General features: G+C 65.8%; 25 protein-coding genes. 14 read left to right on the forward strand and 11 right to left on the reverse strand.

The window, feature by feature from the left end:
• Positions 1-6 precede the first annotated feature (6 nt).
• From MAAFP003_RS00435 to MAAFP003_RS00445, 3 genes are all read left to right on the forward strand, one after another.
• Complete coding sequence (locus MAAFP003_RS00435) at positions 7-954, forward strand: NAD(P)/FAD-dependent oxidoreductase (protein ID WP_096283453.1); 948 nt, start codon at positions 7-9, stop codon at positions 952-954.
• 170 nt (positions 955-1,124) lie between these two features.
• On the forward strand, positions 1,125-2,453 hold the full coding sequence (locus tag MAAFP003_RS00440) for a sensor histidine kinase (protein ID WP_096283455.1): 1,329 nt from the start codon (positions 1,125-1,127) through the stop codon (positions 2,451-2,453).
• A gap of 354 nt (positions 2,454-2,807) precedes the next feature.
• Entirely contained in the window at positions 2,808-3,392 is a 585-nt protein-coding gene (locus tag MAAFP003_RS00445; protein ID WP_165796281.1) for a methyltransferase domain-containing protein, read from the forward strand.
• A gap of 30 nt (positions 3,393-3,422) precedes the next feature.
• Here MAAFP003_RS00445 and MAAFP003_RS00450 read toward each other — a convergent pair whose 3' ends face one another.
• The 3 genes from MAAFP003_RS00450 to MAAFP003_RS00460 form a co-directional block, all read right to left on the reverse strand.
• Entirely contained in the window at positions 3,423-3,800 is a 378-nt protein-coding gene (locus MAAFP003_RS00450; protein WP_096283459.1) for a hypothetical protein, read from the reverse strand.
• Positions 3,801-3,867: 67 nt separating this feature from the next.
• A complete protein-coding gene (locus tag MAAFP003_RS00455; protein WP_096283461.1) occupies positions 3,868-5,220 on the reverse strand; it encodes an aromatic ring-hydroxylating oxygenase subunit alpha in 1,353 nt (450 codons plus the stop codon).
• An 11-nt stretch (positions 5,221-5,231) separates the two neighbouring features.
• Positions 5,232-7,004, reverse strand: coding sequence for an N-acyl-D-amino-acid deacylase family protein (locus tag MAAFP003_RS00460; RefSeq protein WP_096283463.1), 1,773 nt, complete (start codon positions 7,002-7,004; stop codon positions 5,232-5,234).
• A gap of 279 nt (positions 7,005-7,283) precedes the next feature.
• Between MAAFP003_RS00460 and MAAFP003_RS00465 the strand changes: the two genes are divergently transcribed.
• Genes MAAFP003_RS00465 through MAAFP003_RS00475 form a run of 3 tightly spaced genes read left to right on the forward strand, consistent with a single transcriptional unit; the run spans position 7,284 to position 9,630 of the window.
• Positions 7,284-8,414, forward strand: coding sequence for a catalase family peroxidase (locus tag MAAFP003_RS00465; protein ID WP_279304230.1), 1,131 nt, complete (start codon positions 7,284-7,286; stop codon positions 8,412-8,414).
• Positions 8,411-9,004, forward strand: coding sequence for a cytochrome b (locus tag MAAFP003_RS00470; protein ID WP_096283467.1), 594 nt, complete (start codon positions 8,411-8,413; stop codon positions 9,002-9,004). Before MAAFP003_RS00465 ends, MAAFP003_RS00470 begins: the two co-directional genes overlap by 4 nt.
• Complete coding sequence (locus MAAFP003_RS00475; RefSeq protein ID WP_096283469.1) at positions 9,001-9,630, forward strand: cysteine hydrolase family protein; 630 nt, start codon at positions 9,001-9,003, stop codon at positions 9,628-9,630. Before MAAFP003_RS00470 ends, MAAFP003_RS00475 begins: the two co-directional genes overlap by 4 nt.
• Here MAAFP003_RS00475 and MAAFP003_RS00480 read toward each other — a convergent pair whose 3' ends face one another.
• Entirely contained in the window at positions 9,631-10,359 is a 729-nt protein-coding gene (locus tag MAAFP003_RS00480; RefSeq protein WP_133160809.1) for a GntR family transcriptional regulator, read from the reverse strand. It abuts the gene before it with no gap.
• 226 nt (positions 10,360-10,585) lie between these two features.
• Between MAAFP003_RS00480 and MAAFP003_RS00485 the strand changes: the two genes are divergently transcribed.
• From MAAFP003_RS00485 to MAAFP003_RS00500, 4 genes are read left to right on the forward strand one after another with little or no spacing between them, the layout of a single operon-like run.
• Positions 10,586-11,278 carry an HAD family hydrolase gene (locus MAAFP003_RS00485; RefSeq protein ID WP_243393721.1) on the forward strand — a complete coding sequence of 231 codons (693 nt, stop codon included), beginning with the start codon at positions 10,586-10,588 and terminating at the stop codon, positions 11,276-11,278.
• Positions 11,275-12,702 carry an MFS transporter gene (locus tag MAAFP003_RS00490; protein WP_096283475.1) on the forward strand — a complete coding sequence of 476 codons (1,428 nt, stop codon included), beginning with the start codon at positions 11,275-11,277 and terminating at the stop codon, positions 12,700-12,702. Before MAAFP003_RS00485 ends, MAAFP003_RS00490 begins: the two co-directional genes overlap by 4 nt.
• Positions 12,699-13,778, forward strand: a complete 1,080-nt coding sequence (locus MAAFP003_RS00495) for a zinc-binding dehydrogenase (protein WP_096283476.1) — start codon at positions 12,699-12,701, stop codon at positions 13,776-13,778. Before MAAFP003_RS00490 ends, MAAFP003_RS00495 begins: the two co-directional genes overlap by 4 nt.
• A gap of 26 nt (positions 13,779-13,804) precedes the next feature.
• A complete protein-coding gene (locus tag MAAFP003_RS00500) occupies positions 13,805-14,950 on the forward strand; it encodes an alpha-D-ribose 1-methylphosphonate 5-triphosphate diphosphatase (protein WP_165796267.1) in 1,146 nt (381 codons plus the stop codon).
• A 25-nt stretch (positions 14,951-14,975) separates the two neighbouring features.
• On the opposite strand, the gene MAAFP003_RS00505 is transcribed toward MAAFP003_RS00500, so the two are convergent.
• A complete protein-coding gene (locus MAAFP003_RS00505; protein ID WP_243393722.1) occupies positions 14,976-15,356 on the reverse strand; it encodes a hypothetical protein in 381 nt (126 codons plus the stop codon).
• Positions 15,357-15,764: 408 nt separating this feature from the next.
• Positions 15,765-16,364: a TetR/AcrR family transcriptional regulator gene (locus tag MAAFP003_RS00510; protein WP_096283482.1), complete on the reverse strand. Its 600-nt coding sequence runs from the start codon at positions 16,362-16,364 to the stop codon at positions 15,765-15,767.
• Positions 16,365-16,554: 190 nt separating this feature from the next.
• On the opposite strand from MAAFP003_RS00510, the gene MAAFP003_RS00515 reads away from it, so the two are divergent.
• Genes MAAFP003_RS00515 through MAAFP003_RS00525 form a run of 3 tightly spaced genes read left to right on the forward strand, consistent with a single transcriptional unit; the run spans position 16,555 to position 20,425 of the window.
• Positions 16,555-18,780 (forward strand): acyl-CoA dehydrogenase family protein, encoded by a 2,226-nt coding sequence (locus MAAFP003_RS00515; RefSeq protein ID WP_096283484.1) that lies wholly within the window; start codon positions 16,555-16,557, stop codon positions 18,778-18,780.
• A gap of 22 nt (positions 18,781-18,802) precedes the next feature.
• Positions 18,803-20,011 (forward strand): thiolase family protein, encoded by a 1,209-nt coding sequence (locus tag MAAFP003_RS00520; RefSeq protein WP_096283486.1) that lies wholly within the window; start codon positions 18,803-18,805, stop codon positions 20,009-20,011.
• A complete protein-coding gene (locus MAAFP003_RS00525) occupies positions 20,012-20,425 on the forward strand; it encodes a Zn-ribbon domain-containing OB-fold protein (RefSeq protein ID WP_096283488.1) in 414 nt (137 codons plus the stop codon). It abuts the gene before it with no gap.
• Between the two features lie 90 nt (positions 20,426-20,515).
• Here MAAFP003_RS00525 and MAAFP003_RS00530 read toward each other — a convergent pair whose 3' ends face one another.
• From MAAFP003_RS00530 to MAAFP003_RS29010, 4 genes are all read right to left on the reverse strand, one after another.
• Positions 20,516-21,700, reverse strand: a complete 1,185-nt coding sequence (locus MAAFP003_RS00530) for a sulfotransferase family protein (RefSeq protein ID WP_096283489.1) — start codon at positions 21,698-21,700, stop codon at positions 20,516-20,518.
• Positions 21,697-22,797, reverse strand: coding sequence for a DUF1214 domain-containing protein (locus MAAFP003_RS00535; protein ID WP_243393723.1), 1,101 nt, complete (start codon positions 22,795-22,797; stop codon positions 21,697-21,699). The genes MAAFP003_RS00530 and MAAFP003_RS00535 overlap by 4 nt, the downstream gene beginning before the upstream one ends.
• Positions 22,798-22,860: 63 nt before the next feature.
• Positions 22,861-24,204, reverse strand: coding sequence for an acetamidase/formamidase family protein (locus MAAFP003_RS00540; RefSeq protein WP_096283491.1), 1,344 nt, complete (start codon positions 24,202-24,204; stop codon positions 22,861-22,863).
• Positions 24,099-24,500, reverse strand: coding sequence for a hypothetical protein (locus MAAFP003_RS29010; protein ID WP_165796258.1), 402 nt, complete (start codon positions 24,498-24,500; stop codon positions 24,099-24,101). Before MAAFP003_RS29010 ends, MAAFP003_RS00540 begins: the two co-directional genes overlap by 106 nt.
• 17 nt (positions 24,501-24,517) lie before the next feature.
• Between MAAFP003_RS29010 and MAAFP003_RS00545 the strand changes: the two genes are divergently transcribed.
• The gene (locus tag MAAFP003_RS00545) at positions 24,518-25,114 is read left to right on the forward strand and encodes a TetR family transcriptional regulator (protein ID WP_096283493.1); all 597 of its coding nucleotides are present in this window, start codon (positions 24,518-24,520) and stop codon (positions 25,112-25,114) included.
• On the opposite strand, the gene MAAFP003_RS00550 is transcribed toward MAAFP003_RS00545, so the two are convergent.
• On the reverse strand, positions 25,111-25,950 hold the full coding sequence (locus MAAFP003_RS00550; RefSeq protein WP_096283495.1) for an amidohydrolase family protein: 840 nt from the start codon (positions 25,948-25,950) through the stop codon (positions 25,111-25,113). The genes MAAFP003_RS00545 and MAAFP003_RS00550 overlap by 4 nt on opposite strands.
• Positions 25,951-25,977: the final 27 nt, after the last annotated feature.

The following is a 25,977-nucleotide window of genomic DNA, read 5'->3' on the forward strand; positions in this document are numbered from 1 at the left end:
ATTTACGTGATCATTGTTGTCGGCGCGGGGATATGCGGTCTCGCCGCCGCCTACGAGTTGTCCAGGCGCGGAGAGCCCACGGTCGTGTTCGAACGCGGCGAACCGTTCTCCGAACTGTCCGCGGGTCTGGCGCGCATCTTCCGCATCGCCCATCAGCGCCCCGCACTATGCCGGCTGGCCATCCGGGCACGCGCCGGCTGGCAGCGTTGGGAGAGCGAGCTCGAGGTGGGGCGGCTGCTCGGTTCCGAGGGTTTCGTTGCGGCGGCCCCACCCGAGGAGACCGCAACAGCGATGACGGAGGCCGGCGCCGAGTTCTCGTGGCTCGACCACCACCAGATCCAGGCCCGGATACCGTTCGTCACACCGCCCTGGGAGGCCGCGATTTTCGATCCGCGCGGTGGCAGCCTGCGCACTCGCCGTGCTCTGAGCGCCTTGGCGGCCCGGGTGGAGATCAGGCGCGGTCAGGTCGTCTCGCTCGGCGACGACGGCTCGGTCCGGCTTGCGGATGGCACCGTGATGCGGGGTGACCAAGTCCTGGTATGCGTGGGTGCCCAGACACCGGATTTGCTGGGCCCGTTCGATGTCGAGCTCACCCCGCACACTCGCTACACCTACGAGGGCGCAGACGCCACCGGCGCCGCCTGTCTGGCGGCCCCCGAGGGCTACGGGCTGCCACTGGGCAGCACCGGCCGATGGGCGTTCGGTCAGCCGATACCGGATCCGACCGGGGTGCGTGCGCTCTTCCCGGCGCTGTCGCCGGTGGGCCAGGTGGACTGCTTCACGGTGCATGCTCCGTGGCTCGACGCCGGCGGAGATGGGTGGAAGGCGGTGCGGCGCGGCCGTGTGGTCGGCTTCGTCGGCAACAACCTGATGAAGTTCGGGCCGTTGCTCGGGGAACTGCTCGCCGAGGCCGCTTGCAGTGCGGGGCTACCCAGCGAATTGAACCTTGCCTGAATCGAAAGTCGTTGCACCGAAAGCCATTTCAAAGGCACAGTGGAACACGTCTTTCGGTGTCACGCGGTTGAGCGGTCCGCCGACCGAGTAATGGGCCATGATGGTCGCGAAGCAGTATTAGCTCAGTAAGGGAGCCCACCATTCGCGCGTTGAGAAAAATTCGACTGCCGATGCGTGTCTTGTCGTTGCGCACCATCGTCATCGTTGCGCAGTTGGGCGTGATCGCTCTCGTCGTCACGCTGGGCGTATGGGTCTGGGTCGGCGTCACCAACGATCAGTACAGCCAGCTCGACCGCCGGCTGGACTCCGTGAGCAGCCTCGGCGACATCAACACCTTGCTCAACAGCCCGCACCAGAGCACCCCCGACCGGCCGTCGCCGGACGGCAATCTGGTGCGCACCGCCCGCATCGGTGCGTTGACCGTGTCGGTGCCCAGCGACATCGTCTTGCCCAAACTCGCCAACGGGTACGCGAACACCACGATCAACGGCGTGCAATACCGCGTCCGTACCTTCAACGCGGGTCCGGTCTCGATCGCGCTCGCCGCACCGCTGGCCGAGGCGCAGCATCGGATCAACGAACTGCACCTTCGGGTGTTGCTGATCTGCGCCGGCGTGATCACCGGCACCTTCCTGGTCGGCTGGGTGATCTCGTTGATCATGGTCAACCCGTTCGTCCTGCTGGCCCGGCAAGCCCGCGCCATCAATGCGCAATCCAGTCCCGACGAGGTTGCGGTCCGCGGTGTGCGGGAGGCCGTCGAGATCGCCGACGCGGTCGAGCAGATGCTGGACCGTATCGGCAACGAGCAGCAGCGCACCAAGGCGGCACTCGAGTCGGCCCGTGACTTCGCCGCGGTCGCTTCACACGAGCTGCGCACCCCGCTGACCGCGATGCGCACGAACCTGGAGGTCCTGTCCACTCTCGAGCTGGCCGCCGAGCAGCGCGAGGAGATCATCGGCGACGTCATCCGCACCCAGAGCCGCATCGAGGCAACGCTGACGGCGCTGGAGCGACTCGCGCAGGGGCAGCTGACCACCGTCGACGACTTCGTGCCGTTCGACATCACCGAGCTGTTGGATCGTGCCGCGCACGATGCGCTGCGCATCTACCCCGACGTGGAGGTCTCACTGGTGCCGTCGCCGACGGTCTTGATGGTGGGGCTGCCGACGGGTCTGCGGCTGGTGATCGACAACGCGATTGCCAACGCCGTCAAGCACGGCGGTGCCACCAAGATTCAACTCACCGTGAGCAGTTCCGCCGAAGGCGTCGAAATCGCGATCGACGACGACGGCACCGGCGTCCCCGAATCCGAACGCACCGCGGTATTCGAACGCTTCTCTCGCGGTTCGACGGCATCGCGCTCGGGCTCCGGACTGGGGCTGGCGTTGGTTGCCCAACAAGCAGAATTGCACGGCGGGAACGCATCTCTGCACGCCAGCCCGCTCGGCGGAACGCGACTTCTGCTCAAGCTGGCTGGCGACGGCCGCGGCCCTTGCTGAGTCAACCACACGAAACACGCAGCAGGCCAAACGGTTTAGCGTGAGCAGAAGCTTTGCTGTTACGACGCATCGCGAATTCGTAACAGCGCGAGCAAAACTTGCTGGCCCTGGGAATCACCGATTGCATCCGCGCATCTGCTGGTGAGCTACTCGGATCACGCTGCGCACCAAGCGATTAACGACGGGCAGCAGCAACACCACGCGACGGGTGGAACGGTGTGGATCCATGGCGTGACCGAAGCCGGACGTCTGACATCGACCCGTGAGGCTCCGGAAACGGGCTAGCGCCCGCGCACTTAGTTAGGGTACCCTAACTTGAACGACGAGTTAGGGGACGTGATGTCGACGACCTGGATGGATGCTCTGCTCCACAAACGCCGCCACCAAGGCGCCGCTCCCTATCCGCATCAGGCGGCATTCTTTCTCAACAATCCGATCCGCCGGGCGCTGTCCAATCCGGCACGCAAGGTCGACAGCATCGGCCTCACCGGCACCGAGCACGTGCTGGAAGTCGGGCCTGGCCCGGGCTTCTACAGCGTGCAGATCGCCCGGCGGCTCATCTACGGCCGGCTCGACCTGTTCGACCTCCAACCCGAGATGCTGGACAAGGCTCGGCGGCAGCTCGAGCGGGCCGGGTTCCACGACATCGGCTTTACGGCGGGGGAGGCTAGCGACGGGTTTCCTTACCCAGAAGACACTTTCGACGTGGCATTCCTGGCCGCGGTGATCGGCGAGGTGCCCGACAAACCGGCCTGCATCCGTTCCCTGGGTCGGGTGCTGAAGCCGGGAGGGCAACTCGTTTTCGCCGAAGCGTTTCCCGACCCGGACCGGATGAGCGTGTGGGAATTGCGCGATCTCGTCGAGCCCGAGAACTTCGAATTCGCGCAAGCGACCGGCAATCGATGGCACGACATCGTGCCCTTTCGCAGACCGGCTTGAGCGACGCAACGGGAGCGCCGCGCTGACGCGCTACAGCGGGGCTTGGTCGGTCAGGTTGAGCATCACGTAGGCGAGGCAGAACAGGAAGTTCAGCACCAGCAGAATCATCCCGGCGAACATCAGCGAGCGGGTGCCCTGACGCTGGAGTTGCTTGCGCTTCGCGTTGCGCTCGTCGCGCTTGATCTGGGTGGCGATGAGGGCGAAATTGACGTCGGTCATTTCTCCTTCGGTGACCGGCATGCCCGCCAGCATCTGCTGCAGACGAACCGGACCGGTATCGACGCCCACGTCCGCGAAAGTCCGGCACATCCGCCGCGCCCGCCGCTGACCGACAATCTGATACTGCATATGCAACCGGTGTGGCAGCTGCCCTTGTTCGTCACCACACGGATTCGACGCGGTCGTCACAAGCCGGAAGTCTAGACCGTGGCGGCGCTTTCGGGGGGCGCTCGCCGATTAAATTGTCGACGCGAATTTACCCGGGTTCTCCTATGCCGCCGGTCATCCGATCGGATTCCGGTAGGCCGAGGTAGCGCTCCAGATTGCGGTGCATGTTGATCACCCGACGCTCCTCGCCGGAGAGCACCAGGTGGGTGAATCCGGGTTGGTGCATGCCCCGCTGCAAACCCGGCAGCACCCGGATGTCCTGGGTGAGTACAAGGCCGGGCTCGGCTTCCCCGGCGTCCACCCGAACGTCTGTCGGCTTGCTGCGCGGGGCGCCCGGCGGCATCCGCGTCATCAGGAACATCACCAACTGGCCTTTGTCGGAGGTCGAGCCGGGATCGGGGCCGGGGCGCGAGCACATGATCGTCAGGTGGTCGGCGTTGGCCAGCAAAGTCATGTTCGGGAACACGTTGTATTGGTGTAGCCGGGTAATCCGGTCGGTGTCGGCCCAGTCCAGGTTCACTCCCCGGCTGGCGGCGAAATCCCGGGTTCGGTCCGCGATCAGTTCCTGCACCGTCTGTCCGGGCCGGCGTTCGTCGGCGGGGAACGGGGTGCCTTCGGCCGCGCCCATCAGCGCACCTTGGGTGTATACGTAAGCGTCCCAGACTTCTTCGTCACTCAGCGTGCCGTCGAAGCGGGGGCTCTGCACGCCATAGGGCTGATCGGACTTAGCCGTGTGGCCCCAGATCTGTTGTGGCGCATGGATGTCGTCGATACAGCGCAGCAACTCCGGGTGCAGGGTCTGAATGTGGTAGGTCTCGCTGTACCCGTCGGCGATCGTTTTCCAGTTTGCCTCGACGTCGACCGTGAGGGTCGCGTAGCAACGGAAGTCCGCCAAATGGCACCAGGCGATGTCGTCGGGTATCGCCTCCAGATACTCGATCAGCGGCATCGCGCTCACGTCGAGATTGACGAAGACGAGGCCGGCCCAGCTGTCGACCTTGACCGGAACCAGCGGGAAGTCGGACATGCGCAGGGCGCCGAAGCCCTTGCGGTTCGGCACCCGCTTGAGCGAGCCGGCCAGATCCCAGGTCCACCCGTGATAGCCGCATTTGAGCTCGCGCAGTCCCGACCCTGAGCCGGTGCACAGCGAGTTGCCGCGATGACGACAGGCGTTCTGGAATGCCCGCAGCACGCCGTCGTCACCGCGGACGATCAGCACTCCGTAAGGGCCGCAGCGATATTCGAAGTAGTCACCCGGTTCGGCGACGTGGTCGACCATGCAGGCGACCTGCCACACCTTCGGCCACATTCGCTCGATCTCGAGCTGAGCGAATGCCGGCGAGTAGTAGCGTTCGGCGGGCACCAGCGTCGGGCGCTCGGGCGGGGTGCCGATCGCATCCTCGTCCCGGGTGCGCGCCGGATTGCCGGCAGCCGCGGTCACTGACCGAGTCCTTAGCGTGCTCCGCGTACCAGGCGACCGGGCCGCGCTCCGGTGTCGACGTCCTTGCGACGGGTCACGGTCCCGCTGACGATCGTCGCCGCGTATCCACTGGCTCCCTGCAGGATCCGGTTGCCGCCGGCGGGCAGGTCGAAGGCCATCGCCGCGGGATGCAGCCGCAACGCGTTCATGTCGATGACATTGATGTCGGCCTTCTTGCCGCGCTCGATGGTGCCGCGGTCGGTCAGCCCGAAGAGGTGCGCGGTATCGCGAGACTGCTTGCGGATCACGTATTCCAGCGCCAGCTTGTCGCCGCGGTGCCGGTCTCGCGCCCAGTGCGTCAGCAGGAAGGTGGGATAGGAGGCATCGCAGATCATCCCGCAGTGGGCGCCGCCGTCGGACAGCCCCAGCACGCCGGCGGGGTGCAGCAGCATTTCGCGGATCGCGTCGTGGTTGCCCTCGGCGTAATTGAACAACGGCAGCATCAGCATCGCCGTCGCGTCCCGCTCGAGCATCAGGTCATACAGCGTCGACAGCGGTTCCTCGCCGCGGGCCTTGGCGATGGCCGCGACGGTGCGGTCGGCTGTGGGCTCGTAGTCGGGTGGATCGCCCAGCGCGAAGAGCCGGCCCAGAGAGTGCTGCACCAACGCGAACATGCCGTCGAACAGCAGGCTCGGGTCGGCGGGCAGGTCGTCCTCGGACAGGATCGCGGCCTTCACCGCGGGATCGGCCAGCCGCTGCGCGAGCTCCTCGCGGCCACATTCGGCCTTCAGTCGGCGGTAGGTGGGCCGGTGGCTGAAGCCGTGGTGGCCCTGGAATCCGATCATCATGCCGAACGGGCGCGCCGCGACCTGTGGGTAAAGCCGGGCGCCGTCGGCGTGCGCCTCGGCGGACAGATCCAGCATTTCGCGCCACAGGTTAGGGTCGGCGTCGACCTGGATCAGCGCGAACGACACCGGTCGGTCGATTTCGGCGCTGAGCCGCCGCATCCAGTCGAGTTCTTTCTTGGGCGCGACGATGTCTTCGCCCGCGGACCCCTGCGGTGCAAGCTCGAACACCGCCTGGCCGCCGGCCGCCATCGCCCGGCCGAGACCGAACAGCTCATCCTCGGCCGCGTAGGTGCCTGGGACCGGTTCGCCGTCCATCGCGCGGTGCCCCATCGTGCGCGACGTCGAGAAGCCGAGCGCGCCGGCCTCGATCGCTTCGGTCACCAGCCGTCCCATTGCCTTGATGTCCTCGGGTGTCGCCGGCTCGTTGCGGGCCCCGCGCTCGCCCATCGCGTAGGCGCGAATGGCGCCGTGGGCCACCTGGCTGCCGACGTCGATCGAGAACTTGTGCTTGCCGATCGCGTCGAGGTATTCGGGGTAGGTTTCCCAGCCCCATTCGATGCCCTCGGTCAAGGCGGTGCCGGGGATGTCCTCGACTCCTTCCATCAACTCGATCAGCCACTGCTCGCTGCCGGGCCGCACCGGCGCGAAACCGACGCCGCAGTTGCCGGTCACGATCGTGGTGACACCGTGGCCGCTGGACGGCTCGAGCAGGCCATCCCAACTCACCTGGCCGTCGTAGTGGGTGTGGATGTCCACGAATCCTGGAGCGACGACATGGCCTGTCGCATCGATGGTTTCGGCCGCCGGGGCTGTTGCCAAGCCGCCCGTCTCGGGGTCGTTGGCACCGCGACGGACGACGTCCACGATGTGGCCGTCCTTGATACCGATGTCGGCGGTGTAGCGCTCGGCGCCGGTGCCGTCGACCACAGTTCCACCGGTGATCTTGAGGTCGAACACGAGTGCCCTCCGAGTCTGTTCGGGGTCGCCATGGGGCTGGCTGGCCGGAGATGGTGGACACGAGACCGGGGAACGCCCGGCCTCGGCCGCCCATTACGCTACGCCTCGGAGCGTAAATAGTGAAGGTCTTGGCACGAGTTGAACGAAACCTTGCGCCGTGTCGTGGTCCGGATTGTGCGTCGGCAATCCCTAAGAGTTGCGCACCTCAACAGCCCCTGGATTGAATTGCCTTCAGCGCCTTAGTTCCACGCTGCGGCAGACCGGAAAGGACGGTGGGCCATGGAGCCCGCTGATCGCGATCAGGAGCCGGCGAATCGGCCCGCTGAACCACAACCCAGTCAACGTCGTTTCGGTGCGCTCTCCCGGCGCGGCGCGCTGCTGGGGATGAGCGCGGTGGCCGGCGTGGCCGCCGTGGACGTCGGCGGCTTCGCCTACGCGGGCGGCTGGCTCGGCTTTTCAGGGCCCGCCACGCTGACCCCGCCACGCTTCGCCGATCGGTTCGAACAAGTCTTCGGCCACCATGACGGATTCCGGCGAAACCACGCCAAAGGGCTGAGCGCGACGGGGTCGTTCGCGAGCAACGGCGCGGGGGCGGCGGTCTCCCGTGCGACGGTGTTCCGGGCCGGAAACGTGCCGCTGATCGGCAGGTTTTCGCTGGGCGGTGGCCTCCCGGACCAGAGTGACAAGCCGGACACCGTCCGCGGATTCGGTCTGGTGTTCCAAGTGCCCAACGGCCAGCAGTGGCGCACCGCGATGGTGAACTTCCCCGTCTTCACCGACCGCACCCCGGAGGGCTTCTACGAGCGGTTGCTCGCGTCCAAACCCGTCCCCGCGACGGGCAAGCCCGATCCCCAGAAGATGGCCGCATTCCTCGAGCGCCATCCCGAGACCGTGGCGGCGCTGAAGGTCATCAAACAGACGCCGCCCAGTGTGGGGTTCGCGGACAGCGCGTTTCACGGTCTGAACGCGTTTTACTTCACCAATAGCGCCGGTGCGACTGTCCCGGTGCGCTGGTCGGCGGTTGCGCAGCAGGCGGCTGCGCCGGCTTCGTCCGGCAAGGACTACTTGTTCGACGACCTCATCCGCGCGGTCACGCAGCGGCCGCTGACATGGAAGCTCATTCTCACGATCGGTGAACCGGGCGACCCGACCAGCGACGCCACCAAGCCCTGGCCGCAATCGCGCAAGTCGATCGACGCGGGCACCATCACTATCGACGCGGTGCAGACCGAGCAAGCCGGCAACGCACGCGACATCAACTTCGACCCGACGGTGTTGCCCGACGGCATCGCCATGTCCGACGACCCGCTACTGGCTGCCCGGTCGGCCGTTTACGCGCGCTCGTTCACTCGCCGTGCCGAGGAACCCAAGTCGCCCAGTGAGGTCAATGTCGGCCAGGTGCGCTCATGACCGACGAAGTCGAAACAACCAGCACCGCAGCACGTTTCACAATTCCGTCCCGAATACTGCACTGGACGATGGCGCCAATGGTCATCGTGCAGTTGCTCATCGGCGTGACGATGATCGCTTCGCTGAGCTATTACCCGTTGCTGCTGGCCATCCACCGGCCGTTGGGCGTGGCCATCCTGATCTTCGCGGTGGTGCGGCTGGCGAACCGGCTCACGCACCGCCCGCCGGCGTTTTTGGCCACGATGAGCCGCGCCGAGCGCCGGATCGCGACGTGGTCGGAGTACGCGCTCTATGCGCTGCTTCTGATACAGCCGCTGATCGGATGGGCCACCGTGTCGGCCGCGAGACTCCCGGTGACCATGGTGGGGCCGATCCGCCTGCCGGGCATCGCACCGCAGAACCTCGATTTGTATGCGGTGCTACGTGAATGCCACGGGGTGTTCGCCTTCCTGCTGTTCGCCGCGTTTACCGCCCATATGTGCGCCGTGCTGTTTCACACGCTGGTGTTGCGGGATGGTCTGCTCGATCGAATGGCACTGTGGCCCAGCAGGTTCCGTGCCGCGGACCAAGACAGTAAAACCGGTTCGTGAGTCACGCCGTGACGCAGGAAACCGACCGCACCGGCCTTCTCGTGATCGATCCGTACAACGACTTCATCTCCGAAGGCGGCAAGGTGTGGGATCGGCTCAAGGTCGTCGCAGAAGCCAACGGATGTGTTCGGCACATGCGTGAAATCCTCGACGCCGCAAGGGCGGCGGACATCCGGGTCTTTTACGCGCTGCATCGCCGGTACCGCCCGGGTGACTACGAGACCTGGAAGTACATCGCGCCTATCCAGCGGGCCGCGTGGTCGCGTAAGACCTTCGAGTACGGAACCTGGGGCGGCGAGCTACATCCCGACTTCAAGCCACGACCGGGCGATGTTGTCGCCCAAGAACATTGGTGCTCCAGCGGATTCGCCAACACTGATCTGGATCTCGTGCTCAAACGGCACGGTATCCATAGATTGATCGTCGTCGGCCTGATCGCCCACACCTGTGTCGAGGCGACGGTCCGATTCGCCGCCGAACTCGGATACGACGTCACGGTGGTCAAGGACGCGACGGCGAGCTATTCGGATGTGGAAATGCGCGCGGCCCTCGAGGTCAATATCCCGAACTATGCCAGCGCGATTCTGACCACCGACGAAGTCATCGCCACCATTTCGGGGCGCTAGCTAACGGCCGACCCGGCTGGCGACCGCACTGTCGAAGGTGACCCGCACGGTGTCGGCGCGCAACCACCGCTGCGTGATCGACACCGGCCGCAACGTGAGCTCGTCGACATTGAGACTCTCGATGTACCAACCCAGGCTGGACTGTGGCGCGTCGAGTTGGTCGGCGACTTCGCCTTCGAATATCTCGGTGCTGGCGTGCACCCACGACCGTCGCGGCGAAAGGCCGGCGTTGGTAAGGACTTCGTGTAGCGAGTCGTTGGCGCGCATCGCCAGTGCGAGGTCGGGAACCAGTGTGGCCGGCACCCATTCGATTCCCCACGCTGCGGGCAAATCGTTGACGTACGACAGCCGCACCAGGCGGTGACATGGATCCGAGGACAGCTGTTGCAGTTTGGCGGCGATCTCCGCGGGCGGCAGCTGCTGGACGCAGCTGCGTACCACGCTCCGGGGAGAGGCGCCGGCCGCGCGCACCGTGGCACTCCACGAGGGCGCACGTTCCGCGTCGATCGGGTAGTCGATGCGGTGGGTGGCGAAGCTACCGGCTCCGCGCACCCGGCGGATCACGTTGCGGGCGGTCAGATACTGCAGCGCGGCACGCGCGGTCGCGCGGGCGACGGTGAAACGCTGGGCCACCTCGTTTTCGCTCGGGACCCGCTGCCCGTCGTTGAATTCGCGAATCTCTGCTTCCAGGATTCGGGCGATCGAGCGGTATTTCGGGTCGGCGACCACAGCGCACCCTAACGCCGCGCGGATACTCCCGCTTTGCCAGCGACCGACGATCGTCGAGTTGTTCGGACAACTACGACGAAATCGGCCGTCAACGTTCACCTTTCGTACACCTACGCGAAGCCGTCGCGCCAGGGCTCAGCCAGACGGTTTCAGCAACGCTCGGTGCGGTACTCAGATGCCCGGCGCCGACCTACCTGCCCCACGCCGGCGCCCAGAGGAGATGGACATGATCAGACTGGCCTGCCTGGACATGGCGGGCACCACAGTGCTCGACGACGGCGCCGTAGCCGATGCGTTCGACGCGTCCCTGTCGTCGTCAGGGTTGTCTAGCAGCAGCCCCGACTATCAGGCGGCCGTCCGCTATGTCCACGAGACGATGGGGCAGTCCAAGATCGAGGTGTTCCGGACCATCTTCGGCGGCGACGTGCAGCGCGCGGAAGCCGCCAATGCCGCGTTCGAAGCGGCCTACGTCGAAGCCATCCAGAGCAACCGGGTGGCGCCCATTGCGCAGGCCGCCGAGACCATCGAAAAGCTCCGCGGATCGGGCTGCGCCGTCGTGCTCACAACGGGCTTTGCCCCGACCACTCGCGACCACATCATCGCGGCCCTGGGGTGGGGCGACCTGATCACACATGCGTTGTCACCGGCGGATGCCGGCCGCGGACGGCCCTATCCCGACATGATCCTCACGGCTTTGCTGCGCACCGGAACCGAAGCCGTCGACCAGATCGCCGTCGCCGGTGACACCACCAGCGACCTGTGGGCCGGTTCGCGAGCCGGAGCGGCGATCGTGGCCGGTGTCCGGAGCGGGGCACACGGTGATGCCGACTTCGCGACCGTGCCGCACACTCACGTGCTGGACTCGGTCGCCGACCTGGTCGCCTGTATCGACGCCCATGACCAGGCGGTGTCGCGATGACGACGCCGCACACCACCGGGGTGCGGGCGCGGCTCGACGATGCGCCGGTCAGCCGTTTTCATCTGAAGGCCGCCGTCACCGCGGGCATGGGATTTTTCACCGACTCCTATGACCTCAACGTCATTGGCACGGTGACCCTGTTGGTCAAGCCCGAATTTCATCTGTCCGCCGGACAGGTCGGGGCGCTGACCAGTTCGACCCTGCTGGCGGTCGCGGTGGGCGCATTCCTGTTCGGGCGCCTTGGTGATCTGTTAGGCCGCCGGCGGGTGTACGGGCTGGAGGCGGTGCTGATGATCATCGGTGCGCTCGCCTCGGCCTTCGCCCCGAACTTCATCAGCCTGCTGATCGCCCGTGTCGTCCTCGGGATCGGTATCGGCGGCGACTATCCGGCGTCCGGGGTGATCATGACCGAGTACGCCAACCGGCGAAATCGCGGTCGGCTGGTCGGATTGACCTTTCTATTCTACGTTTTCGGACAGGTCGCGGCCTACGTGGTCGCGCTTGTCATCGTCGCTCTGGGCACGTCGCCGGGGCTGTCCTGGCGGCTGATTCTCGGCCTCGGGGCGATCCCGTCATTGCTGGTGCTGTCGAATCGCCGACACATGCCGGAATCCCCGCGGTGGACCCTGGTCGTGGCCGGCGATGCCGACCGGGCGGCGCAGGATCTGAGCGCGTTCTCCGGAAGCGCGGTAGAGGCAGCTGCTGCCGACCGCGCGCCCGGGTCGGTGACGTTGTGGAAAGCCTTGCGCTCCCGGTCATTTCAGCTGACCCTGCTCGGCACCGCGGGAAGCTGGTTTTTCTTCAATGTTGCCGTGTACGGAAATTCGGTGAGTCAGCCGCTGCTCATCAAAAGCATTGCGCCGCACACCAGCATTGTCACCAACATGGCGATCAACGCCGCGCTGGTGGTGTGTTTCAGCCTGGTCGCCGCGTTGGTCGGCCTCGCGTTGTTAGACCGAATTGGCCGTAAACCACTGCAGGTGCTCGGATTCAGCCTCTCCGCGTTGTCGATGGCGTTGATCGCCGCGATTCCGGGGCTGACGTCGACGGTGACACCGTTCGCGGTGGTCTTCGGGTTGTCGCTGTTCGGTATCGCCGTCGGACCCAACTACACGACCATGCTGTTGGCCGCGGAATCGTATCCGACCGCGATCCGCAGCACCGCACACGGGATTTCGGCCGGGACCGCGAAAGTGGGCGCCTTCCTGGGCGCTCTGATCACTCCGGTCGCCCTCGCCCACCTGGGGCTGCGACCGACGGTGCTGATCGCCGGTGTGTGCTTTGCGCTCGGCATCGTCGCCACCATGCTGCTGGACGAGCCCAAGGACGTCGCGCTGGATACCGTCGACGTCGAGTCAGGGCCACGGAAACGGGGCTCCCGCAAGGTGATTGCGCCGACGGCGTCGCAACCGGTGTCGGCATGACGACAGTCAACGGTGCCGTGGCCGCACGGTATGCACGCTGGGACGGGGTGGGGCAGCCGATCACCGTGGTGACGACCAGCGCGGCGACCGACCCGGGCCCCGGCCGGGTGCTGGTCGCAGTCGATCTGGCCACCATCTGCGGGAGCGACCTGCACACCGTGAATGGACGCAGGGACGCTCCGCATCCGGGCATCCTCGGCCACGAACAGGTTGGCCATGTGGTGGCCATCGGTTCCGGCGGGCGGCCCCGCTATCCCAACGACACCGAGGTGGCCGTCGGAGACCGGGTTGTGTGGTCCATTACGGCGTCCTGCGGACGATGCCGCAATTGCGTGTGGGGCTTGGAACAGAAGTGTCTGCATCTCAAGAAATACGGTCACGAGGCACTCGACAGCGCCTGGCCGCTCAATGGCGGCTTCGCCAGTCACTGTGTGCTGTTGCCGGGCACCACGATTGTCGAGGTACCCGATAGCGTGCCGGATGCCGTGGCCGCACCCGCGTCGTGCGCTACCGCGACGGTCGCGGCGGTGTTCGACGCAGCCGAACTCGATCGCCACCGCGATCCCGCCCGGATCCTGATCACCGGTGCGGGCATGCTGGGAGTCACGGCCGCGGCGATGGCCGATGCAATCGGTGCCTGGGTTGCGGTATGCGATCCGGACCCGGCGCGTCAGGAAACGGCGTACAGCTTCGGTGCCGACCTGGTTGTCGGTGATCCCGAGGACGTGCCGCCGGTGGACGTGGCGCTGGAATTGTCGGGAAGCCCGTCGGCCGTCGAAGCCTGCATCTCCAGCTTGGATGTGGGGGGCCGGGCCGTCCTCGCGGGATCGGTGGCCGCCAGTCAGCCCATATCGATCGACCCGGAGTATCTGGTCCGAAATCTCATGACAATCACCGGAGTGCACAACTATCGCCCCCAACATCTTCGAGCTGCCGTCGATTTCCTCGCCGCTCACCACGACCGCTATCCCTTTGCCGAGCTCGTGTCGGCGGCGGCCGATCTGGATCACCTCGACGACGCGTTGCGCAGTGCGGCAGCGTCGCGATCCCTACGCCAATCGGTTTGCCCCACATAATGATTAGTCTGCGAGCTGCCCGGGTGATGACCGGGACTACGGAACAAGTAGACCGCGACGAAGCCGTCGGGCCCCGTTGGGTGACGATCGAAGACGGCTGCATCAGCTCCGTCGACACCCAGCCACCACCCCATTCGAACCAAGTCGATCTGCGCCCATTGCAGCTTTGGCCCGCGTTCACCGACCTGCACGCGGATTCGTTGCCACGCTTCGAATCACCCCGGCCGGGAACGGTGATACCGCTCGATGCCGCGTTGGAGGACTTCGCGACAGACGCGGTCGCCCACGGCGTCGTGCGTCCCTACTTGTGCATCTCGGTGGGCGAAGGGCCCGATACGGCCGACGGATATCGTCGTGCCCATTGCGTGCTGCAGACCCTGCACCGTGTCGCGGGTGATCTCCCGGTGACGGTGCCGGTCCATCTTCGCGTCGACGTCAGTGATCCCGAATCAGTGGACGGCACAGCCGAACTGCTGCGCCAGCACGGCCGCCGGATCGGGCTGCTGTCGGTGATGGATCACACCCCAGGTCAGGGGCAATATCAAACCGAACGGGCATGGCGCCCGGCGATGGGGACCAGGCTGTTCCTGGACGACGACGAACTCAACCGCTGGCTGGCGACGTTGCATCGGCATGCCACCGGAACCCCGTTGCGCCGCAGACAGATTGCCCGGTTCGCCGCAGCACACAACACGGTCTTCGCGACGCACGACCCGGACAGCGAAGGCGCTGTCATCGAGGCGGCCGCGATGCGGGCCAGCATCTGCGAGTTCCCCCTGACCTTGGATGCTGCTGCGGCAGCGCGCCATAACGGACTTGCCGTCGTCATGGGCGCACCTAACGCGTGGCGGGGCTCCTCGCATTTGAGCAACCTGTCCGCGCGGGATGCCATCGAAGCCGGCGTGGTGGATGTGCTGACCTCGGACTACCACAGCGGGTCACTGGCCCGGGCCGCCGTGGCGATCAGCGAAGCGGGGGTGGCGTCGATCGACTCCGCGGTGGCCATGCTCACCACGCATCCGCGCCACGTCGTCGCATCCTCGAGCTGCGATGCCGGGGGGCTGACACCGGGTCAACCCGCCGACCTGGTCGCGGTCCGCACCGAGCCGATGGCCGCGGTGGTGGCGACCTGGTCATCGGGCCGGCAGGTCAGCGGTCCAGCCCTTTGGTGACGTGCCCCTGCGGATTCGCGACCCGTCAGTACGGTGAGGACTGCTGGGCCAGGTTCAGCAGCGCGTAGGCCGCGCACAGCAGGAAATTCAATGCGAGCAGCGTCATGCCGGCGATCAGTAACGATCGCGCGCCCTCGCGTCTCATCTGGCGGTACTTCGCGGTGCGGGCTTCACGGTCGAGTTCGGCTGCGATCAAAGCGAATCGGAGATTGGCCTCTTCACTCGCCGCACACGGTGCGCCGGCCAGCATCGCGCGCAAGCGGGCCGGCGAAGTTTCGACGCCGACGCGCGCGAAGCGGTGGCAAAGCCGCCGCGCGTGCCGGCGGCCGAGATCCTCACCGCGCATGTCCAACTGATGTGAGAGTTTCGCTCGCTCATTCCCCCACGGACTCGGCCGGTTGGTCATGCTCCGAAGCCTAATTCGCTCGCGCGGGGTTTGGGGTAGCCGCGTGACTACCACCCTCGGTACCGCGCCAATCGGCGATGCAGTTGCTCGGCGTAGCAGTTTGCGAGTTCGGCACCCGCTGAATAGACAGATCCATTGCAGGACTCCTGGATAGTCGTCCGATCGAAGTACTCAACGAATCTTTACATCCGGCCGGATCGAGGTCCAATCCGAATTGGTGATACCGATAATCCGTATAGATGATGCTCTATGCCAGCCACTTTCGCGGCGACCGGCGCGCAGCCACGCAACGTTTGAACGAAGCCGCAAATCTCGCATTGGGCCGCGATATGGCTCGGCGATCTAGCTATTTTTCGGGGCTCGCGGACGGCATTTCAACATGGATCCCGATCACGCCATACCGCGTCTTCAGCATTTGCGCTTCAAGGACTCGACGATGATTTGCGTGGTCAATTCGGCTCGGTGCCGTGAATACTGCCGCGCGTCCGAGAGGATCGGATAAACCACGCCGCCGACAATGGCATCGGCCGCCGACTCGGCGGTGGCGGCATCGATGCCGTCAGCCAACAGCCGGGTGCGAACGCTGTCGTGCAGCGGCAAACTGAATCCGGCGCGCAACTTGACCGCGGTCTCCTCGTGCTCCATGCAGGCGACGGTCAACGTCCGCAGCATCGCCGAACCGCGCTCCGTCGTCAGCGTCGAGGTCAGCTTGCGCACCCACCCCAACAGGTCGGCGGTCAGGTCATCGGTGTGGTCGACCGACGCGAGGATCTTGTCGGCGTCCTCCAGCATGACGTCGGCCACCAACGCCGGACGACTGGGCCACCACCGATAGATCGTCTGCTTGCCCACCCCGGCGCGCGCGGCGACCGCCTCGATCGTCAACCCGTCGAATCCGCGTTCGAGAAGGAGCTCGCGGGTGGCGGTGACGATGGCCGTCCGCGACTTCTCGCTGCGGCGTCGTGGTGAGCCGGCCGGTGGACCCGCCTGGGTGAGATCGGTTGGCATCTGGTGATCCTCGTCTGTCAGGTCCCTCGCCGTCCTCGCCGCGGGCCGCGGGCCGCGGGGCCCGGGGTCGCTTTGCAGATCTCGACCCGCCCCGGTAATCTTCCACAAGACGAGACGGTTCGTCTTGTAAGACGGAAGGATATCAGCCGGTGCGGCCGAAGCCCATGTTCGCCACTGCGCGGACGCGGTCATGACCCTGGGACTGACCCCCGAGCAGCAGGATCTCAGCGAAGCCGTCGGCCAGTTCGCCGCCCGGCACGCACCGATCGCTTCGACACGAGACACCTTCGACGCGCTGGCGGCCGGTCAGCTTCCCGAATGGTGGGACGCATTGGTCGCCAACGGTTTCCACGCCGTGCATCTTCCGGAGAATCTCGGTGGCCAGGACGGGCGGCTGATCGATGCCGCGTGCGTCCTGGAGTCGGCGGCCAAGGCGCTACTGCCCGGACCGCTGGTGCCGACGGTAATCACGGGAGCCGTTGCGCTGCTGGCCGATCCGAAACCGGCGGCGGAATCGCTGCTGCGAGAGCTGGCGTCCGGGGCACCCGCCGCAGTCGTCCTGCCCGACGGCGGAGACTTTCGGGCGCGCCCCGACGGCCAGGGTTGGCTGATCTCCGGGACCTCCGAGGTGACCGCGGGCGCGTGCTCGGCGCGGGTGCTGCTGGTCGCCGCCCGCAGCGACGGTGGTGACGTCGTATGGGCCGTTGTCCGTGGCGGAAAGCCCACGACGACAATAGAATCCGTCCCCGGTACGGACCTGGTCACCGATATCGGAATCGTGCGGCTGGCCGAGTATCCGGTGACCGACTCGGATGTCCTCACCGGTATCGACCCCGATCGCGCCGGATGCCTCGCGGTAGGACTGGTGGCCAGTACCACCGCCGGCATCGTGCAGTGGTGCGTCGAGGCGGTCACCGCGCACCTGCGCACCCGGGAACAGTTCGGCAAGGTGATCGGCACTTTCCAGGCGTTACAGCACAGCGCCGCAATGTTGTTGGTCAACAGCGAGCTGGCCACCGCGGCGGCCTGGGACGCGGTTCGTGCCGCGGACGAGTCACTCGAACAGCACCAGCTTGCGGCGGCCGGCGCGGCGACGATAGCGGTCTCGCCGGTGCCGGACCTGGTGCTGGACGCGTTGACGATGCTCGGCGCGATCGGGTTCACCTGGGAACACGACATGCACCTGTACTGGCGGCGGGCCATCAGCCTGGCCGGATCGATCGGACCCGCGAACCGCTGGGCGCGTCGGCTGGGCGAGGCTACGTGTACCGGGACGCGCGACATGTCGGTGAACCTGGGCGATGCGGAGGCCGAATTCCGGTCGTGGGTCGCCGAGACGCTGGATGCCGCGATGCAGCTGCGCAACGACACGCCGGCCCCGCACGGCGACTACGAGGACCAGGCCTCCGGGCCGCAGCGCACGCTGATCGCCGACGCCGGTCTGATGGCGCCGCACTGGCCGGCACCGTGGGGCGTCGACGCGGATCCGCTCAAGCAGCTCATCATCGACGAAGAGTTCGCCAAGCGACCCGGTCTGGTGCGGCCCTCGCTGAACATTGCCGAATGGATTCTGCCCTCGGTACTGGCTGCCGGTTCAAAAGACCTGCAGGAGCGCTTGATACCGGCGACCCAACGCGGTGAGATCCATTGGTGCCAGCTGTTCAGCGAGCCGGGAGCCGGTTCCGACCTCGCGTCGCTGGCCACCAGGGCGACCAAGGTCGACGGCGGCTGGAAGATCAACGGCCACAAGATCTGGACGTCGCTGGCGCAATACGCCGACTTGGGCGCCCTGTTGGCGCGCACCGACCCGGAAGCCAGCAAGCACCGTGGCATCGGTTACTTCCTGATCGATATGCGCTCGCGCGGCATCGAAATCCAGCCCATCAAGACGGCCACCGGGCAGGCACATTTCAACGAAGTGTTTCTCAACGACGTCTTCGTCCCCGACGAGATGCTGCTGGGCGGTCCGACCGACGGCTGGAGCCTCGCGATTGCCACCATGGCCGAAGAGCGTTCGGCCATCAGTGGATACGTCAAATTCGACCGGGCCATAGCGCTGCGCCGCCTCGCATCGCAACCCGGGCCGGACCGTGACGACGCGCTACGCGAGCTCGGTGAGCTTGACGCCTACACCAACGCCATCCGGGCACTCGGGGTGCGCGAAACGATCCGGCTGCTCGACGGCCAGGCCTCCGGCCCGGCGTCCAGCATCGCCAAGGTCGCGATGAACGTGCTGCTGCGGCGGACCTTCCAGGCGACCCTGCAGCTGACCGGTCAGGTCGCAATGGTCGACGACGACGATGCCGCGGTTGTCGAGCCCTACCTGCATCTGCCGGCCGAGCTGATCGGTGGCGGGACGAGGGAGATCCAGCTGAACATCATCGCGCAGATGATTCTGGGACTGCCCCGCAAGTAAAATCCGAAAATAAGGACACGCCATGGGATTACGCGGAGAGGCCGCGATCGTCGGATACGTCGAGCTGCCTCCCGAGCGGCTGAACAAGGCGTCGCCCGCGCCCTTCGTCCTTGAGCAATGGGCCGAGCTCTCCGCCGCGGCACTCGACGACGCGGGACTACCGGGTGAGGTCGTCAACGGGATCGTCGCGTCCCACCTGGCCGAGTCGGAGATCTTCGTCCCCTCCACGATCGCCGAATACCTCGGCGTGGGTGCACGATTCGCCGAGCATGTCGATCTCGGGGGAGCCAGCGCCGCGGCCATGGTGTGGCGGGCGGCCGCGGCTGTCGAGCTCGGCATCTGCGACGCCGTGCTGTGCGCGTTGCCGGCCCGCTACATCACACCGATGTCGAAGCAGAAGCCCCGGCCGATGGTCGATGCCATGTTCTTCGGCTCGTCGAGCAACCAATACGGCTCTCCGCAAGCCGAATTCGAGATTCCCTACGGAAACCTCGGGCAGAACGGGCCGTATGGCCAGGTGGCCCAGCGTTATGCGGCGATCTACGGCTACGACGAGCGGGCGATGGCCAAGATCGTCGTCGATACCCGCACCAACGCCAACCACACCGACGGCGCGATCTGGAAGGACAAGCCACTCACGGTCGAGGACGTGCTGGCCAGCCCGGTGATCGCCGACCCGCTGCACATGCTGGAGATCGTCATGCCGTGTGTCGGGGGCGCCGCGGTAGTCGTGGCCAACGCCGACGTCGCCCGGCGCTCGCGCCATCGGCCGGTGTGGATCAAGGGATTTGGCGAACACGTGCCGTTCAAGACGCCCACCTACGCCGAAGACCTGCTGTCGACACCGATCGCGGCAGCGGCTGACACCGCATTCGCGATGACCGACCTGACCCGTGGGCAGATGGACATGGTGTCGATCTACGACTGCTACACGATCACGGTGCTGCTGTCGCTGGAGGACGCGGGGTTCTGCGAGAAGGGCACGGGGATGGAGTTCGTCGCCAACCACGACTTGACGTTCCGGGGTGACTTTCCGCTCAACACCGCCGGCGGTCAGCTCGGCTTCGGCCAAGCGGGACTGGCCGGCGGCATGCACCACGTCTGCGACGCCACCCGCCAGATCATGGGCCGCGCGGGCGCGGCGCAGGTCGCCGACTGCAACCGGGCCTTCGTGTCCGGCAACGGCGGAATCCTGTCCGAGCAGACGACGCTCATCCTGCAAGGGGACTGACTGATGAAGTTCGACCGCCCGATGCCCGTCAAAACGCCTACCACCGCGCCGTTTTGGGACGCGCTGGCCCAGCACCGCATCGTGATTCAGTACTCGCCGTCGTCGGACAGCTACGTGTTCTATCCGCGGGTACGCGCCCCGCGCACGCTGGCCAACGACCTGGAATGGCGCGAGATTTCCGGAATGGGGACGTTGTATTCGTTCACCGTGGCGCACCGGCCCGTCAGCCCGCATTTCGCCGACGCCGTTCCGCAGCTGCTCGCGATCGTCGAATGGGACGAAGGCCCAAGGTTTTCCACCGAGATGGTCAACGTCGATCCGGTGGATCTCAACGTCGGCATGCGGGTGCGCCCGGTGTTCTTCGACTATCCCGAGCACGACGTCACGATGCTGCGGTACGAGCCGGCGGAGTAGACCGGCCACGTTGCCGAGTGCCCGGCCAGCCGGGCCCACACGCTCGAGCGCCCGGCTAGCCGGGCGCTCGGCTTGACCAACAGGCGGAAGTTACTTCAGCACCTCGGTCGGCACGTCGTAGCGCTCCTGGTAATCGCGCACCCGCTCCCGCACTTCGTCGGCGTCCAGGCCGGTGTCGGACCAGGTGTAGCGCCCGCGCCCGCCGTCACCGGGGTGGGCGGCCAGGAAGTCACGCATCCTCTGTTCGGCCTCGGGCTTGAGCTCGCGGCCCAGCTTCTGATAAATGTCTCCGATCGTGCGCCACGGGTCCTTCACGAAATCCGTGAACTGAACGTCGATCATCCGGCCCTCGGGCACAACACCCTTGTCGCGCATCGCCATCCCGCGCTCGAGGCCGACGACGATTTCCTCATACGACTGCGCGGCGCACTCGGCGATGTTCGTTTCGTCGCTGCCCATCCGCCGCAGGTGATTGGTCAGCGCGGCGATCGACGAGATGACGTTGAGCGGGTCGCGGTGCGTCTGCACTACCAGCGCGTCGGGGTATTCGGCCATCAACTTGTCCAGCTGCCACAGGTGTGCCGGCGACTTCAGCAGCCACTGCCCGGATACTCCAGACTGTAGGTGCTGCAGGAAGATTCGATGGAAGCGGTAGGCTCCGGTGTGGTCCGCGTCGTACATCAGCCAATGGGCGTAGCTCGGCAGGCGGTACTGCACGGGGAAGATCATGCTGGTGAATTCGCTGGCCGTGATGCGCACACACTCCTGGCCGACGAGCGCACCCATCGGGTGAAACGCCAGGAACCCGGGGATGATCTGCTCGGACATCTCGATCGTGGCCTGCGTCTGCGCAATCCGCGGATCGGTTTGATACGTCTCGGGTTGGGGAACCGGACAGGGCGCGTCGACCTCCCACGTCAACGGTGCCCGCAGCTCGGGGTCCTGGGCCAGCAGGTCGTAGAGGATGGTGGTCCCGGTGCGGGGCTGGCCGACGATGAAGATCGGCGAAGTGATTGTCTCCGCGGCGATTTCGGGGTGCTCTTTGCGCCACGCGGTCACGCCCAGCCGGCTGGTCAGAGCGCGGATGATGTCCAGGTAGGCGACCTCCACGCCGATCGCCGACAATCGCGCCTCGTTGACCAGGCCGTCGGTGACACGCTCCAGCCCGGAGCGCCAACCCTGGTCACTAGAGGTGTCACCGAAGTCGTCACAGCCGGCCTGTTCGCAGGCGGCGGCTATCAGGTTGTCCGGGTCGAACCGCTGCTGCCACGTCATGGCTGCTCCGCGGCCTCACGTACCGACACCTTCACGTCGGGCGCGTTGGGGTTGTCCAGCCAGCGCAGGACAACGAAGCCGCGATGCCGGCCTCCGGTGTCGAGCCAATGCCCAAATCCTAAGTCCTGCGCGGAGATCGCGATACGCACCCGCCCGTCGGCATCCGGGCGCACCCCGCGATTCGTCACCGAACTGTGCCGGCGGCGCGGTTCGAAGCACTCGTGCCAAACACTTTCCAGCGTGACGTTCCAGTAGCGGGTATCGGGCGGCTCGATGTCGAGTACCAGCGCCTGGCCGGGGTCGAGCCGGAAGGTGCCCAGCATGTACAGGTTGTCCGGCGTCGTGTCGGCCGCACCCAGGTCGGCGGCCTCGGCGGTCAACAGTGTGTTCGGCTGCCGCAGCAGCTCCGGCTTGATCGTGCGGTGCAGCGTGGTCAGCTTCATCAGCGACCACGCCATCGCGGTGAACTGTTCGGCCAGTTCGTCATCGGACAGCACGCCCACCGGATCGGGGTCGAGCGCCTCGATGCGCATCGTGGCCGGTTCCTCGGCGTTGCGATCGGCGATGTACTCGCGGACCACGACCGACGACGCGTCATCCGGGATCTGTATCCACTGCGCACCCCCGAGGTCGGCCGGCTCGTCGGCGGACAGCACCAGTGCGAACTGGCCGGAGTTGAGCTCCAGGTTGGTGTCGCCGAGGTAGTTCGACATTCGCCTTGGGGTCAGGCCGGTGCCCGCCAGGACCTGGAAGCCGAGGTAGGTTGTCGTGCCGCGGGTACCGGTGATGCGATAGCGGCGATCGCCTCGGATCATCGCCAGGAAATAGTTGCCGTCGGGGTTGGGCCCGCCGATCATCCGGGTGTCCGAACACATATCGAAGAACGCCGGGCGTGCGGTGTCGGCCTCGACGGCCATCTGTGAACACAGCGACGACACCCGGGCGATCACCCGTAACCCCTCGAGAAGCTCGCGCTCGGTCTCGGCGTCCTCGGTCACGATGTTGGTGACGTCGGTGATCATCTGCTGAAAGAACTGCCACGCGGCACGCGCTTGCGGCGCGCTCTCGGTCGGCGACACTGCCGGATTTTGAGACATAGTCTCATGCTAGGGCTATGGTCAGCCTCCTGAACAGGATTCACGCGAATTGCGCGGCATGGCTCACCTGAAGTGCGACTTGTCGATTTGCGCGTGCACGCCGACCGTGCGGTCGACCACCTGAGAGACACAGAAGTCGGCCGCGGCGGACAGGTATGCGTATGCCGTGGCCCGATCCATCCCCCGGTCGGATTCGAGAAAGTCCAGGGCGTTGACGACCGCCCTGCGCATCGCCACGTTGAGATCACTGATCTGTCCGTTGACGCTGGCATCGGGATCGGACAGCCCGATGGGCACCCAGAGATCGGCGGTCTCGGCGAAGGGGTAGCGGTATGCCACCGAGGGTGCATCGCCGGTTTTCGGTTTGCACACCGTGAGCCGAAAGGTTCCTCGCAGCGATCCTTCCATCGCGGTGAGCGCGACCTCGCCACTGCCCATCGCGTGGTGGGGGTCACCGACGTAAAACAGTGCGCCTTCGGCGAACACAGGTAGGTAGAAAGTGGAACCCACGCCCAGCAACCGGATGTCGATGTTGCCGCCACCCAGGGTCGGCGGTATCGAGTTGGCGCTTGCCGCCGTCAGATCCGAGTCCTGAGAAAAGGCGACGCCCATCATGCCCATGAACGGGTTGAGCGGAAATCGCACCGACGCTTTCCCGTAGCGCATCACGCCACGGCCTTCCTCGATGGACGTGAACGTGAAGGAGTCGCCGTATTTCGTCGGGTCGGGGTTGGGTCGGTGATCGTCGCTGACCGGCGGCATCACTTCCGCGAGGGTGATTCCCGCGGGTGCCTTCCCGTCCGTCGTGCTGGCCAACGCGCCCTTGCCGTGCCGACTCGAGACGACGCCGTAAGGCACTCGCGGCGTCGCCTCCAGCGTCTCGATCTTGAGCACGTCTCCTGGCTGCGCTCCTTCGACGAACACCGGACCGGTCACCACGTGGGGACCGTCCTTGTCGAAATTCCTTGGTGTGCGCCGATATTCCGCAGCGATCGCGATGGCGTCGGTGAGAACCTCGGATTGGTGGACGCCCTTCGACCCGAAGTAGGCGACGGGATTACGTCCCTGATCCTCCAGGATGCCCTCGTGTGAGACGGCGTCGACTGTGAGCGTTTCCCCCGACTTCATCTGCAGCACCGGTTTGGCATGCACGTTGGGGACATAACCCCAGAGCACCTGGTCTGGCGTGGACTGCAGGTAGTGGTTGCCCCCGATATTGCCCTGGCCTGGCTGCAGAACCTGAGTGGCACTGAAAGTCGCCGCCACCGAACGGGTTCTGGTGCAACCGGCTGCGATGCCCGCTACGCCGACACCGGCACCGATTGCCGCGAATGCCCTGACGAAATCGCGTCGGCCAACACCGTCGACGATGGTGTCACGTGCACTCTGCATAAAGGTTTGATCCATCGCTTGGTCTCCAGGAATACGAGTTGGTCGACGTGTTCAACGGATCTTCGCAGCCAGAAATAATTGAGGTCCAATACGAATTCGTGATGAGGGCCATCGGCACCGATGATGCTGTTGCACAACAGCTTTGGATACAAAGCATAAATGCCATCGCCGTGTTCCAGACAAATTAATACTCGGTTACGATAATTTGGATCGGGCCGGATGCGGTGTGTGATGTGGGCCCGGACGGGCGAACCCGCAGCGCCGTCGGCGAAACGCCCGCCGCAGCCGACTGGAGCAACGACACGATTCACCCGGATATGGTGGGCGAATGTCTGCGACGTCTTCGTCGATGTCCCTCGCGGAGCAAAAGCGCACGGCGACACGACAGCGTATCGCCACGGCCGCCGCGCAGCTGGTGATCAGCCGCGGCCTGGCGGGGGCGACGGTAGACGACATCGCCGACACGGCCGAGATCGGACGGGCAACGTTCTTTCGCTATTTCAACTCCAAAGAAGACGCCGTCGCGGAGGGCATGAACACCCATTGGCTGGATCGGATCATCGCCGCGTTGGCTGTCCAACCCGCGGGGTTGGGCGCGGCGGAAGCTGTCATCGGCGCCTTCGGTGACCTCGGCAAGGGATTCGCCGAGATCGAGGACCAGGTGCGCGAGTTGGCCACCCTGACCCGCTCGTCGGAAACCCTGGAGGCATGGACGCATGGACGCATCTACGTGCGCTATGAATCGGCGATCGCCGACCTGATCGCGCCCCGGTTACCCCGGCTGGAACCCCACGACCCCAGGCCCCGACTGATCGGTGCGCTGGCGATGGCGGCCGTGCGCATCGCACTGGACGATTGGCTCAGCGACGGGGGATCGCTGCCCGAGCGGGTGCGCGACGGCCTGGCCGCCATCGCGATCGCTTAAAGCGACGAATTATCTTCCGTCGCTGGCCATTTGAGAATTCGGCGGGCTGTCCCACCAAGAATCCAGGTCTTCTCGTCCTGCGACAGCGACGAGGAGTCGCGGATGCTGAACAGGTTCTCGGCCCAGGTGGCGCGGTGCCGCGTCATTGTGTAGTCGCTGGCCCACATCACGCGCTCGGGTCCGAAAGCGTCGATCACGCGGCGCAGTTTCGGTTCGAGGTCGCCGAAGGGGTAGGGCTCGGTCGACAATAAGGACGGCGCGTGCGCCCATTTGTAGGCCACGTTGGCGTAGCCCGACATCGCCACCGCATCGTCGATGCCGGCTTGGCCGGGTGGCGCATCGAAAGCGGCGCCGCAGTGATCGATGACGAATTGCACGTCGGGAAAGCGCTCCACATATTGCGTCAGGTGCGTCACCTTGCCGGGACACGTGACGAACACCGGCAGGCTGTGCGAGCCCGCGGCTCTCAGTAACCGATCGTGGCCGCCCTGCTCGAACACCGCGGCCTCGGCCGGGGTGAAGATCGTGGTGCGCAGGGCCTTGAACCCGGGTGCGGCGGTCAGCGTTTCAATCCAGGATTCGATGCCCGGATCCCTCGGATCTGCTCGCATCAGGAACGCGAAACGCCCGGGATGGCGTATCGACGCAGCTTCGGCATTGGGCCCCACACAGCGAAAGGCGCCGCTGGCCAGTCGATAGCCCGGCTGCAATCCTTCGTCGGTGAACGTGTCGAACTCGTCGAACAGCACGCCCGCAATGCCCAGGGCGTCCATGATCGCGAGGGTGACCTCGGTGCCGAGCATGTTGGCATGGACCTGGGCGTCGACGATGTCCATCGGATCGCTCCTCTCCGGCGGTGCGCT

This window comes from Mycobacterium ahvazicum (assembly GCF_900176255.2).
GTDB lineage: Bacteria > Actinomycetota > Actinomycetes > Mycobacteriales > Mycobacteriaceae > Mycobacterium > Mycobacterium ahvazicum.